This is a genomic window from Paenibacillus etheri, assembly GCF_001012825.1.
GTDB classification, from domain to species: domain Bacteria; phylum Bacillota; class Bacilli; order Paenibacillales; family Paenibacillaceae; genus Paenibacillus_AQ; species Paenibacillus_AQ etheri.
In genome coordinates this window covers 208,232-221,471 of sequence record NZ_LCZJ02000037.1, presented here as the reverse complement: position 1 = coordinate 221,471, position 13,240 = coordinate 208,232, and the positions used below count along the sequence as shown (strand labels likewise).

8 protein-coding genes are annotated in these 13,240 nt (G+C 45.5%); 4 read left to right on the top strand and 4 right to left on the bottom strand.

Annotated elements, in window-relative coordinates:
• Positions 1 to 9: 9 nt before the first annotated feature.
• Entirely contained in the window at positions 10 to 3,432 is a 3,423-nt protein-coding gene (locus UQ64_RS24515; RefSeq protein ID WP_245238212.1) for an S-layer homology domain-containing protein, read from the top strand.
• Positions 3,433 to 3,524: 92 nt separating this feature from the next.
• On the opposite strand, the gene moaA is transcribed toward UQ64_RS24515, so the two are convergent.
• Positions 3,525 to 4,526, bottom strand: coding sequence for a GTP 3',8-cyclase MoaA (gene moaA / locus UQ64_RS24510; RefSeq protein ID WP_060625994.1), 1,002 nt, complete (start codon positions 4,524 to 4,526; stop codon positions 3,525 to 3,527).
• Positions 4,527 to 4,939: 413 nt separating this feature from the next.
• On the opposite strand from moaA, the gene UQ64_RS24505 reads away from it, so the two are divergent.
• The gene (locus tag UQ64_RS24505) at positions 4,940 to 5,632 is read left to right on the top strand and encodes a TorD/DmsD family molecular chaperone (protein WP_060625993.1); all 693 of its coding nucleotides are present in this window, start codon (positions 4,940 to 4,942) and stop codon (positions 5,630 to 5,632) included.
• A 179-nt stretch (positions 5,633 to 5,811) separates the two neighbouring features.
• Here UQ64_RS24505 and UQ64_RS24500 read toward each other — a convergent pair whose 3' ends face one another.
• Complete coding sequence (locus UQ64_RS24500; RefSeq protein WP_060625992.1) at positions 5,812 to 8,958, bottom strand: efflux RND transporter permease subunit; 3,147 nt, start codon at positions 8,956 to 8,958, stop codon at positions 5,812 to 5,814.
• A gap of 114 nt (positions 8,959 to 9,072) precedes the next feature.
• The gene (locus UQ64_RS24495; RefSeq protein ID WP_060625991.1) at positions 9,073 to 9,990 is read right to left on the bottom strand and encodes a TetR/AcrR family transcriptional regulator; all 918 of its coding nucleotides are present in this window, start codon (positions 9,988 to 9,990) and stop codon (positions 9,073 to 9,075) included.
• A gap of 226 nt (positions 9,991 to 10,216) precedes the next feature.
• Here UQ64_RS24495 and cls point away from each other — a divergent pair, with 226 nt between their 5' ends.
• Positions 10,217 to 11,725 (top strand): cardiolipin synthase, encoded by a 1,509-nt coding sequence (gene cls, locus UQ64_RS24490; RefSeq protein WP_060625990.1) that lies wholly within the window; start codon positions 10,217 to 10,219, stop codon positions 11,723 to 11,725.
• 57 nt (positions 11,726 to 11,782) lie between these two features.
• On the opposite strand, the gene UQ64_RS31090 is transcribed toward cls, so the two are convergent.
• Complete coding sequence (locus tag UQ64_RS31090) at positions 11,783 to 12,088, bottom strand: phospholipase D-like domain-containing protein (protein WP_156417662.1); 306 nt, start codon at positions 12,086 to 12,088, stop codon at positions 11,783 to 11,785.
• Here UQ64_RS31090 and fni point away from each other — a divergent pair.
• Positions 12,080 to 13,219: a type 2 isopentenyl-diphosphate Delta-isomerase gene (gene fni, locus UQ64_RS24485; RefSeq protein WP_082651300.1), complete on the top strand. Its 1,140-nt coding sequence runs from the start codon at positions 12,080 to 12,082 to the stop codon at positions 13,217 to 13,219. The genes UQ64_RS31090 and fni overlap by 9 nt on opposite strands.
• Positions 13,220 to 13,240: the final 21 nt, after the last annotated feature.

Below are 13,240 nucleotides of genomic sequence, written 5' to 3'. Positions count from 1 at the left end.
TTAATCATTTTGAAGAAGAGCAAAGTTCGCGTTTTTCTAACTAGTTCGCTGGCCGTATTATTGTTAGCACCCAACTTTTCATTACAGACGGTTTATAGTGCTTCAGGTGAATCGGCGCCTGATATCACGGCTACAGCTTCTGAACATTCCGGGAAATGGATGACAGGTGAATACCATGCACATACGTTTGAATCGAACGATGCTCAGGAGTCATTGAAAAGTGTGCTCAATGCTGCATTTGAACAAAATGGTTTTGACTGGATGGCACTGGCTGATCACCTTCGGGTTTCTGACCGGGATGACGAAGGGGTGAATCTTCCTGGCGGCTCCATTCCGATGTCTCAAGGTATTGTGGATTATCAGAATGAGAAAATTAAGAAGTTACAGGCAGAAGGCAAATATGCTGGGAAAATCATTTTTTCCGGCTTTGAGTGGGATATGCCCCAATATGATCATGCCGCGGTTGGGATTGTTACAGATCATCCAGGCTCCGCAGAAGCTTTGAAAGCTATTAATCAATTTGAATATTTATTTACTAATCGGGATGTAAGTATGTTCGATCCGGCAGATGTGGCTGAGTGGAGCGCGGCGGATACTAGAGCTTTTTCTACAAGAGAAGATACTCGCACAGCTATGAAATGGCTAAGTAATTATTATCCAGATAGCTATGTACTGATCAATCACCCCTCCAGAAAAAATGGTACGAGCTCGGAGCTTAGAATAGAGGATATCCGTGACTTTAACAATATCGATCCGAATCTTGTCTTCGGCTTTGAAGGTATGCTGGGCAATCAGATGGCGAGCGACCGAGGAGAGACGCCTGAGACTTACGGAGGTACAGACGTCAAGGTTGCGCAGCTTGGAGGAATGTGGGATGCACTGCTTGGCGAGGGTCGTAGATTTTGGAATTTTGCTAATTCAGACTTTCATTTCAAAACAAAAAATGATCAATTCTCCAGCGGTTACTGGCCTGGCGAGTATTCCAAGAACTACACCTGGGTGGATGGCTCCGATATTAACGCTGTCGTAGACGGCATGCGGTCAGGGAAATCCTTCTCTGTTTTTGGAGATCTCATCAACGAGTTAGAGTTTAACGTGTCTGGAGATGGACAAGAGGAAGAAATGGGCGGCGAACTGGACGTAAAACAAGGGGACGACCTAGAGCTTACGATCCGTTTCAAAAGTCCACAGCAAAATAATAATGGCGACGCAGTTAAGGTGGACCATGTAGATTTGATCTCGGGTGAAGTCAATGGCAAGGTTGATTCAGGTTCACCTGAGTACACCAAAGCAACTAACGATACAACAAAAGTACTGAAACGTTTCACAAGCGAGGAATGGACTACAGATGCGGAAGGCTACAATGTCATTAAGTATAAGGTAGGGGCAGCGGACAAGGATCGTTATTTCCGGTTAAGAGGGACTAACCTTGGAACTGATGTTGCTGGAGAAACAGTTAACGGGGAACCGCAGATTGATCCGAAAAATAATACCGTCGATAACTTAACTCGTTTCGAAGAGATCAATACTCGTAATTATAGTGATATGTGGTTTTATTCCAATCCGATTTTTGTAGATGTAGAGTCGTACAGTGATCAGCAGGCTGTTAACGATACTATGACTGCATTAGATCTAGGAGACACAAGCGCAGTAACTTCTGATCTAACGTTGCCTACCGAAGGCAAACACGGGACAAGTATTGTGTGGAAAAGCTCCAATCCGGTTCTGATGTCGAATGAAGGTAAAATCACCTTCCAACCTAAGATGGATACGAAGCTGACATTAACAGCTACGATTCAGCGGGGATTGGCTACGGACACGAAGACCTTTGAAGTAACGCTTAGCGGAGATGATAGTATCAACCCATTGGTGCTTCACAGCACATTAAAGACTGAGAGCGGGCAAGCTTATCTAAGCGATGACTGGACGAATCAGAGTGTTTCTGTAAGCGTGTATGCTAGCGTGTATATTCCTGGCTCGGAAGTATCCATTCAATTAGCGACTGATGTAAACGGAAATTTCCTACCCTATGAAAGTGGGAAAGTGGTTGAGATTTCGGAAGAAGGCCAACATCAACTGCAATTTAAGGCAACGGATTCTTTAGAAAATAAGACCACATTGCCGATTGCTGTGAATATTGATCGTACAGCACCTGTGATTACCCTGAAGGGGGATACCCAGCTTAGTCTGACCCAAGGGGGGGACTTCAAGGACCCGGGCGCAGACGTTACTGACAAGGTTGGGATTGCAGGCTCTATCCTGGTGACAGGAACAGTGGATGTTCAGACTCCAGGAGCCTATACATTGAAGTACAATGCCACAGATTTGGCTGGTAATGCGGCAGCTGAGGTTGTACGCACCGTAGTTGTAACCACGGACACTAGCAGTGAAGGGGGCAATAATAACGGAGGGGGCAGCGGACCAGTTACAACTCCAGTCCCTACCGCGACGACATCTCCTACAGAGCAGCCGTCTACATCTCCGCAGGTGGAATTGGATGTTAAAGCACAGCAGGGAGGAACGGGCACACTTAAAGACGTGGGCAGCTTTACGATTCCGGCTGGAGCGTTGTCTAGTGACAGTGAAATTGCCTTTTCGGTTGTTACCACTGGTGAGACGCCAGCAATGGGCGGTCTTCAGGCAGTGAGTGCAACAGTAGAGCTTACTAGTGACAAGGCAGGCATGCTCAATAAGCCTGTGGAACTGTCCCTCAATTACGATGTAACCAAGATTACATCGGGGCATAAGGCAGCTATCTACTATTACAACGAACAGCTTAAAAAGTGGATTTATGTTGGTGGTCAGAGTCAAACGGGTGGGACTATAACTGCAAGCGTAAATCAGCTTGCCAAATATGCTGTGTTTACTTATCAGGCCCCATCGATTACCGATTTGAATAATCATTGGTCCACGGCGTTTACAGACCGTCTAATCGGAATGGGCGTCATGAAAGGGTACGAGGATCATACCTTCCGTCCGAATGAGGATGTTACCCGGGCACAGTTCGCTTCTATGATTGTACGGGCGCTTGGTTTGCAAACTACAGGTAGCACAGTGAAATTCGCGGATCAAAGTGCGATTCCAGCTTGGGCTGCAGGTGATGTAGCAGCGGCGGTAGATGCCGGAATCCTTCGTGGATATGATGTGAACGGTAAAATGTTCTTCGAGCCTTCGGAGAAGATTACCCGTGCTGAAATGTCAGTTATGCTCGCCAATGCTTTGAAGGCTAATGCCTACAAGCAAACGGATAAAGAGGGGAACTTCGCGGATCTTGCCTCCATTCCGCAATGGGCACAGGCATCTGTAAAAGCGGGTGTTGAAGCGGGTATTTTGGGTGGATTCGAGGATAATACGTTCCGACCTGAGAACAATGCTACAAGAGCGGAGGCAGCAGCGACGCTTTACAAGCTGCTTGAGGCTCTATATCTATAATAGTGGATGGCGAAGACTATCCTTTAATCTCTAAATGAAACGCCGCTTTCCCCAGATGGCTTGGGGAAAAGCGGCGTTTTTAATGAGACAGTCTAGCCTCCGATTTGAGACATGCGCCGGGCCGTCGGCGTGTGGCTTTGTGCTTTTTTCTCTAAGGCTAATGCCATTTCGTGGTTATGTGGCTTGTTACCCAGAGCTTTGCGGAATAAGGCTTGCACTGCTGCGGGATCACTTATTAGGGGACGGACATTGTACTCATCTTCCCAATACAGACAAGCTTTGATATGGCCATCTGCAGTTAGTCTTAGACGATTGCAGTTATCGCAAAAGTGATCGCTTACGGGATGGATTAATCCGAACGTTCCTTGTGCTCCAATAACCCGCCGATTCTGGGAAGGGCCGTTTCCAGATGGCATCTCTGCTTCCTCGGTTTCCCAACCGGCCGCAGTACAAGCTTCTATAACGGTTTCCAGCGGCAGATAAGATTGGCGCCAAGAATCAGTAGCGCTTCCGATAGGCATATATTCTATAAAACGTACATTTAGTGGACTGTTCAACGTAAGGGAGATGAAGTCTTTGATCTCGTCATCATTAATCCCTCTCATCAACACAACATTAAGCTTGATCGGATCCAGCCCAGCAGCTTGTGCGGCCTCGATCCCCTTTAGTACCTTGGAGACCTCACCTCCACGTGTAATCATAGAGAAGCGATCTTGCCGTAAAGAGTCCAGACTAATGTTCACTCGTGACAGCCCAGCTTCTTTTAGTAGCGCTGCTTTAGCTGGAAGCATTAATCCGTTCGTAGTCAGTGAAATATCTTCAATTCCCGGTATGGCGGATATCATAGTCACTAGCTTCTCTAGGTCTTTGCGTACAAGTGGTTCTCCACCAGTTAGCCGTACCTTGCGCAATCCAAGGGGTGCTAGCGATTCCACAATTGCGGTGATTTCCTCATAGCTCAGAATCTCGTCCTGCGGCTGGAATTCCATCCCTTCCGCTGGCATACAATAAATGCAACGCAGGTTGCAGCGGTCGGTAACCGAAATGCGGATGTAATCATGTAAACGTCCAAAAGGGTCCGTCAGCGGCTCCATAGCGTTGCTCCCTTCATTTGTTGGTGTTTTGAATGCTTTCCTTCTTAAGAGGCGAAGGTGTTTATACTTGTTTAGAATTTTAAAGATCGCTCGCGGGTACGTCAATGAGCAAACTGTTGGACGGGTTAAACACCCTCTATTTGAAGAAGACGGGTTGTGATTTTTTTGCATAATAATGGACAAACTAAATAGAATGATAAAGCCGAAATAGCGTTGTGAAAATGTGACAAAAGTACGACAAATGATGTGATTAGTCATAGAATGCTCACGGAAAGCGTTTTAAATATCCGATATAATCTAGGTGCGGATTACTTTTACGTTCACTTTTGCGAAAACAGAAAGGATACCGGAAAAATGCACGTCGATCAACTGACGGTGTGTGACCGGGAAACCCATTGAGGAGGATTTGCAAAATGACTATGCAAACTGTTCCATCGCTCGCCGTGCCGGAGGCATTTAGCCATTGGTTGGAAAGTCGGGGATTAATATATCAGCTTTTAGTGGATTTTTTGGGTAGAAAACCATCACTCTCGCTTGTGGCTCAGTGGAGCCGCAATCGTAAGATGAGTGTTGCTGCAGAGATGACGGAAGGTGGCCGGGAACTGAAGCGCTATTTGAGTCAGGAACCGAATAAGCTACCATATATATGTGAGAAAGAGACCCAAGAGTATAAACGGCTTATGCACGAGCAGACAGTAAGCTCTTTTAAATTACGTGAAGCTGCTATTCTGGGTCGTGCTGAAGATTTCTGCAACGTGCTTGCTGAAGTATATACTTCAGCGGGAATTGTATTTAACAAATGTAATGGTGAAGCTGATGATCATATTGCTATTGAACTGGAGTTTATGGCAGTGATGCATGAGCGTATGTTGTACAACAGCTTCTCAATTAGAAGTGCTATGGAACTACTTGATATTCAGGTAGCCTTTTTGGAGGATCATTTACTGCAATGGACTCCACAGTTCTGTGAGAAATTAAATGCAGCAACGAATAGTACGTTGTATTTGGGACTTTCCCATATGCTCGCAGAGTTTCTACCCCTTGATCTGCAAATGCTGCGTTCCTGGAGAGCTTCGCTGGAGAGCAGTGCAACAGCAATGGTATAAGAAGCACTATATAATAAAGAGCCCGGCCTATAAAATAGGCCGGGTTTTTCGTGCTGAAGAAGTGTAACTGGTGATTTAAATGGAGGTCCAAGTAAAAAGAAGCTGCCCCATAAGTAGCATTCACTACTTTTGAGACAGCTTCTTGATTTAGTATATTTACTTGATTCGCATCAAGTGTTCTAGTCAATTACCTTTTTACTACGGAATTTCATCAGGAACTCATACACGACTGGTACTACTACAAGTGTCAGCAGTGTGGAGCTGATCAAGCCGCCAATAACGGTAACGCCTAGTCCTTTGGAGATGATTCCTGCACTGTTTTCAAGTCCTGTAACCAGTGGCAGCAATGCACCAATCGTTGCAAGTGCAGTCATCAGGATTGGACGTAAACGTGTGCCGCCTGCTTCGAGCAAGGCTTGACGTGTGGTCATTCCTTCTTTTTCCTTATGAATAACGCGGTCGATTAGGACAATCGCATTCGTGACTACGATACCAATCAACATCAGCGCACCCATGAGGGAGGAGACGTTTAAGGTTTCCCCAGCGATCAGAAGGGCTACGAGTACCCCGATAATGGTGAAAGGAAGTGAGAACAGGATAGCAAATGGAGCTAACCCACCGCCAAATGTAACCACGAGCACGAAGTATACGATGGCAATAGCCGCGGCCATAGCAATACCTAATTGACCAAACGTATCATTGATCTGCTCGGTTACACCACCGAAGCTAACCGTTACGCCATCAGGTAATTCCATAGCATCTACTTTTTCCTTCACGAGGTTTGAAGCACTGTTGACGTCACTTGAAATAATCTCGGCAGTGACATCTACCTTCATTTTGCCGTCCATCCGAGTAATCGAGTCAGGGGAAGAGCCGTTTTCAATTTTAGCGACTTGCCCGATTGGCACGGAGATGCCTAGTGGAGAAGTCAATGTAGCCTCTTCCATTTCTTTAATACTCTTATACGTTTCTTTATCTGTTTCGATATAGACTTTGTAGTTCTTGCCGTCCATTTCCACTTCTGTGAGTACTGGACGTGTGCCTGCAGGAGCAAGCTTCATTGCAATTTGTCCCGCTGTAAGTCCAAGGGAGCTAAGCTTTTCTTGATCCGCTACAATCGTATATTGATCGTAAGCTTCTTTGAGACTTGTTTCTCCATCTTTGAAATTAGTAGTGTCAGCCTGTACGATCTTGGCGATCTCATCCGCTACCGGCTTAATTTGATCTAGTTCGTCTCCGAATACATTCACGGTTAACGTGCTTCCACCCATACCTCCGCTCATCATGGCGGACATATCGCCCCACACACCATCTGGAACTTCTGCGGCTAAGCCTTCAATCAACTTCTCTTTTACGTTTTCGAAATCAGGAGTATTACTATCATAAACGATGAAAAATAGTCCGGAGTTGCTGGATCCGCCCATACCCATAGGGCCGCCGCCACCGATGGAATATTGCATTTTATCCACATGCTGCTGCGCTAAAATATATTTCTCAGCTTTCAGCCCTTGTTCTTGAACTTCTTCAGTTCTTTGTCCAGCCTTGGGTGAGTAGGTTAGCATAACCGTTTTATCCTCTTGGGAAGGCATAAAGCTAACGCCGATAGGCTTGATCAGGAACAAGCTGCCCGCAAGGAGTAGAACCGCTACTCCGAACGTAACGAGTTTATGGGAAAGACACCAGTTCAGAATGTTTTGGTAACCGGCAGACATTCTGTCTGGTTTCTCACTGTGATTTTTCTTACCCTTTAATCCATTCCTGAACAGCGAGTGAGCCATTGCAGGAACTAGGGTGATCGCAACTACCAATGAAGCGAGCAGGGCGAAGACCATGGTTAAAGCGAAAGGCAAGAACAGCTCGCCAACCATACCGCTAACCAAGGCAAGCGGCAAGAACACCGCGATGGTTACAATCGTAGAGGACATGATCGGTACGAACATTTCACGTGTGGCTGCACTTATTAATTCCCGGCCTTTTAGTTTCTCGCCGGATAAGGAGAGCCGCCGGTATATGTTCTCTATGACTACAATCGAGTCATCGACTACCCGTCCGATGGCAACAGTCATCGCACCAAGGGTCATCATATTAAGCGTGATATCCATTTGACGCAGACATAACACTGCGATCAGCAATGATAATGGAATAGAGATGATAGAAATAATCGTCGAACGGATATTCCGCAGGAAGACCAAAATGATAATTACTGCGAAAAGTGCACCAAATACCGCTTTGGACAACATTGTATTTACGGAGTCCTCAATCGGCTTACCTTGGTCAAGCAGAACTGTAAGGTCAATCCCTTTATATTGTGCTTTTAATTCTTCAGTTTTGTCCTTAACGCCATTTACGACATCAACAGTATTGGCATCGTTGGCTTTGACAATCTGGATACCGATCGATTCTTTACCATTCGTACGGGAGATAGATTCAGAATTCCCAACAACCTCAATTGTGGCAAGCTCTCCCAGCTTCACGGTTGGTAGTCCCATATTTGCAGCTCCGCCAGCAGCGCCTGCTCCAGCAGCACCAGCCGAGCCTGCACCAGGAGCCCCGGCCCCGGCAGTGCCCGTAGCACCAGTTGGCATTACTGGAATGGTCACATTTTTAAGATCCTCAACGGTGGTGATGTTGCCATCCACGACAACTGCCTTTTGAGCTTTGTCCATGTCGAACAGTCCAAGCGGAACACGGAGGGAAGAGCCCTGAATGATACCTTTAACCGTATCTTCGGTCAGTCCGTATTGGCCCAGCTTGTCTTGATTGAACTTAAGCGAAACTTCTTTGACATATTGTCCAGAGATTTGTATAGAAGCAACACCCTCAACATCCTCAAGGGCAGGACGAATATCATTCTCGGCAATACGGGTTAGTTCCTCAAGATCCTCTGAATCCCCATTTGATAAACTAAGGGAGACGACAGGCATTGAGCTAAGGCTAAAGCGGGAAATGGAAGGCTTCTGCACATTGTCTGGCAGTGAGACTTCATTTAACGACTCGCGAACTGCTGCTGTCGCATTATCCAGATTCGTACCATAATCGAACTCGATTTGGATACTGGAGGCATTCTCCAGAGAAGTGGAGGTGATCGTTTTCACACCATCTACATTGCGTAGCTTTTGCTCCAAGGGTTTGCTGACATCATTTACAACACCTTCTGGTGCAGCCCCTGGATAAATGGTTGTTACGCTAAGATAGGGTATACTAATATTAGGTAAGGTTTCTTGCTTCATTGTCAGTCCGCTATACAAACCGGCAAATACAATGATTATCGTCAGAAGCCAAATGGCAAATTTGTTCCTGAGCGAGAAATTAATTAAGCTTTTCATAAGTTTTGTTTCTGCTCCTCTCGGGCCTTTTCTTTACGAAATAGGACGCCATTTTGAAAATTAATAATACTCGCTATCCATGTTCTTCTCTCTCACGAACTCTTTATAGAGCAATTAACGAAATACGCATGAATGATTTGAGAAAGAGGAAACCAGCTTCCTCAAATCTTCCAATGGTTTAGTGAGCTCTGAGCAGGATTGGAGGTTGGACAACATCCCCTGTATGATTGCTTTGCGTGGGTGTGGTAAGAGCACTTCGCCTTCTAGAATGTTGAGTGATTCCAGCAAATCGGCTGACTCCTCGGGTTCTATGCTATCTAATTTACTGACCACAGTCTTCATGTCCTTAATGATCTGTAGTGGATTCTTGCGCTTGCTCTCCTCATTCTCCTCCATCCAGCTTGCCAGAATCGTAGAGTTGATAAGTGGAGCCTGCTTACTTGTAAGAAGACCAGATACAATAATATCCAATAGATTCATTAGATGATCAGCCATAACGGCAAGGGACAAATGGGTATCCTGACGAAAAATAACCGCAATATATGATTTGATTAGCCCATGACCTACAATACATAAATCTCCGGTATAGGGAACGATCTCTTTTCCATAAAGGGTCTCCATCTTCACCTGAAACCAGCGTAAGAAGGAAGCATTGTTTCTACGCAGCCATTCCGGCACTTCAGTATCAAATCCTTTTCCGGCCACTTCCTGAATTTGACGCTGTAAGAACTCACGTAATTCGTATACATGGCTCAGCAGAATTTCTATTTGATTCCTAAGCTTCTCACGTGGTGTTCTTTGGGTTTCTTGTTCTTCACGTAATAAGGGATCACGAATCATTCGGTAACAATAGAGGAAAATACTGCGTTCCAGTTCTTCTTTAGATTTGAATACTAGATACAAGCTTCCCTTAGAAATTCCGCATAATTCGGCGATCTCTTGCATGGACGTGGAAGAAGAGCCTTTCACAGCGAATAACTGCATGGCAATCTTAATAATCTGTTCCTGTTTGTCCATAGTTTTATCACTCATTGGGGGGATATCCTCCTTTCTGACTACTGAGTTCTATAATTGACTAATTGGTCAAAATAATTATATTCGATCCATCCTGCCATTACAAATTTCAGAACAGAAGGGTTACAGTTTTGTTGTAAATAGATTTTTACACAGTAATTGTCTAGGAAGAAATAGGTTCTTCATGTAATATATAAATGTGTCATTTTGGTGTTGCTTGTATGAAAAAGAAGGTAGGTACAATATGAGAAGAGGACTTCAATCTATAATTATTATTGGGGCTTTCATAGCATTTTATTATTTTGGCTTTGGTATTTTTGGGAGTACTGCTGGAACGATTATTAGTATTTTCTCTACACTGACCGTCATTTCGATTAGCTTGGCTATTTTTATGGAGAACCGTAATCCTTCAACTACGATGTCTTGGATTCTTTTGCTTGCGTTGATCCCTGTGCTCGGTCTGGTCTTTTATTTTCTATTTGGACAGAATGTATTTAAACGTCGTAAATATGATAAAAAAGCACAACGAGATCTTATGGCTTATGAGCGGATTGAGAATGACGCTTTGCGTACGCATCAAGATTGGTCGGTTTTTGACCCCTCGCGCCAAAAACTACTGTTATTATCTAAGACTTTAGCACGTACTCCTATTTCCTTTGCTTCAGAGACACGTATCCTCACCAATGGTGAAGAGACGTTTGGGACATTACTGCTAGAGCTGCGACAAGCGAAGCACCATATACATATGGAGTATTACATCTTCCGTGCAGATCACATTGGAACGCGTATTCAACAGATTCTGATCGCAAAGGCACGTGCGGGAGTGTCGGTCCGATTTATGTATGATGCTGTAGGTAGTTTTCAGCTTTCTAGAGCCTTTTTGAAAGAGATGGTTGATGCTGGAGTACAGGTGGCTTCGTACGGTAATTCCACCTCCTTTTTCTCTAGCCGGGTCAATTACCGGAATCACCGAAAAATCGTCGTCATCGACGGTGATGTCGGGTTCATGGGTGGACTCAATGTGGGCGATGAATATCTAAGTCGCAGCAAAACTTATGGATTCTGGCGTGATACTCATATGTTGGTTAGAGGCGAAGCGGTGCGGACGATGCAAATCATCTTCTTACAAGATTGGATGCATACTACAGGTGAAAAAATACTGGAGCAGGATTATCTCACACCACAACTACACTTTATGACAGGGGACGGAGCAGTACAGATTATTGCGAGTGGACCGGACAATGAACGCCGTGCACTCAAAAATATATTCTTCTCTATGATTACCTCAGCTGAGAAATCAGTATGGATTGCCAGCCCGTATTTCATTCCGGATGAGGATATTCTGACTGCGATACGTGTAGCGGCTATATCTGGTCTAGATGTTCGTTTGTTATTCCCTGCTAAACCGGATAAATGGATTCCGTTTCTGGCTTCGCACTCCTATTTCCCGGCATTGCTGGAGGCTGGAGTGAAGATTTATGAATACGAGAAGGGCTTTATACACTCTAAGCTGTTAATCGTGGATGGTGAAATAGCGACTATTGGTACAGCAAACATGGACATGCGGAGCTTCCATCTTAACTTTGAGGTAAACGCATTGCTGCTTCAGACAGAGAGTGTTACACGCATCGTTGCTGATTTTGAACGGGATTTATTGTCCACCACTCAGATTGTGCATGAGACCTTTATGAATAAACGCATGGTGGTACGTATACTGGAATCTGCCGCCAGATTAATGTCTCCACTGCTATAACTTCATTACAGATTAAACCACCGCGGAGGGTGCTGCCTTCTCTGCGGTGGTTTTTGTTTAAAAAGTAGTAAAGCCCAGGTTGGTCTGCAGCTCGTTAATCCATAGCCGATTAAAGTAGGCTTCCATGTCTGTGAACAGCGGCTGATCTCGCTTCATAGAAATCCACAGATCATTCTCCAGATTGTAGTCATCTAGATTGCGTATGGTGAAATTGGTAGAACCACCAAGAATGGTGGAGCTGCCGGTTTGTTTGGCGATAAAGAGCAGCCTGGGTAATTCGCTAACCTCATATTGTAAATTGACCTGTAGGGATATGTTATAATAAGTGCAGTTTAGGAATAGGAGGAACGGAGCATGAATCATACGCCAGAAGAGGCCGTACCATATGATGCGAGTAGGCAGTCTGGCGCGGATCATGGCAATGGCCTACCAATTGTAGAGGTTTCAGACAAAAAGTCTTTATTGCCTGCATCAAGAACAGGTGAACGCAAAATAGAACATGTACGCCTTTGTTTAAATGAAGAAGTCGGTGGCGTCGGTGTAACTACGGGGTTTGAACATTATCGATTTCGGCATAATGCTCTTCCAGAGCTGAATTTCGATGATATATCATTGCAGACTACGTTCCTGGAACGTGAGCTGCGTACACCGCTGCTGATCAGCTCGATGACAGGCGGCAGTGCAGCTACCGGAGCTATTAATGCTCGGCTGGCAGAAGCAGCGCAGCGTCGTGGATGGGCGCTGGGTGTTGGTTCTGTGCGGGCGGCGGTGGAGCGTTCTGAGCTAACCGAAACCTTTTATGTACGGGACAAAGCGCCTGATATTCCGATTATTGCTAATATTGGCGCCGTACAGCTGTCTTATGGCTTCGGAGTGGAGGAATGTCGCCGAGCTGTGGATATTGCTGGTGCGGATTTTCTTGTACTGCATCTCAATGGTCTTCAAGAGGTCTTCCAACCAGAAGGGAATACTGGTTTTGCGTCCTTGCTATCACAGATAGAGAAAGTATGCCGTGCACTTGAGGTTCCTGTAGGTGTAAAAGAAGTCGGCTGGGGCATTGACGGAGATACAGCAGCATGTCTTTATAATGCAGGGGTAGCTTTTGTAGATGTGGCGGGTGCAGGAGGAACCTCTTGGAGTCAGGTGGAGAAGTTTCGGAGTAGAGACCCTATACGGCGCGCAGCGGCTGAGGCTTTCGCGGACTGGGGCACTCCAACCGCTGACTGCATTGCAGAGGTACGTGCAGTCTCCCCGAAGGGTGCTTTGATTGGCAGCGGCGGCCTGAAGCATGGTGTGGATGCGGCAAAAGCATTGGCCCTCGGTGCTGATTTAGCAGGCTTTGGACGCAATCTGTTAGGGCCGGCAGTAGATTCTGAAGAGGCGCTCGAATCTGCACTGGCTCAGGTAGAGCTGGAGCTTAAGATAGCGATGTTCGGCATCGGTGCTCCCGATTTAGCAACTTTACGTGGGACTTGCCGTTTAATACGTAAATAAAGTATGTGATAAATATAGAAG

Bases quoted from the DNA above. Each gene is read 5' to 3' on its own strand.
- moaA (WP_060625994.1), bottom strand. From the start codon at position 4,526: ATGGAGCCGCTGACGGACCCTTTTGGACGTTTACATGATTACATCCGC.
- UQ64_RS24505 (WP_060625993.1), top strand. From the start codon at position 4,940: ATGACTATGCAAACTGTTCCATCGCTCGCCGTGCCGGAGGCATTTAGC.
- UQ64_RS24500 (WP_060625992.1), bottom strand. From the start codon at position 8,958: ATGAAAAGCTTAATTAATTTCTCGCTCAGGAACAAATTTGCCATTTGG.
- UQ64_RS24495 (WP_060625991.1), bottom strand. From the start codon at position 9,990: ATGAGTGATAAAACTATGGACAAACAGGAACAGATTATTAAGATTGCC.
- cls (WP_060625990.1), top strand. From the start codon at position 10,217: ATGAGAAGAGGACTTCAATCTATAATTATTATTGGGGCTTTCATAGCA.
- fni (WP_082651300.1), top strand. From the start codon at position 12,080: ATGAATCATACGCCAGAAGAGGCCGTACCATATGATGCGAGTAGGCAG.
- UQ64_RS31090 (WP_156417662.1), bottom strand. From the start codon at position 12,088: ATGATTCATGCTCCGTTCCTCCTATTCCTAAACTGCACTTATTATAAC.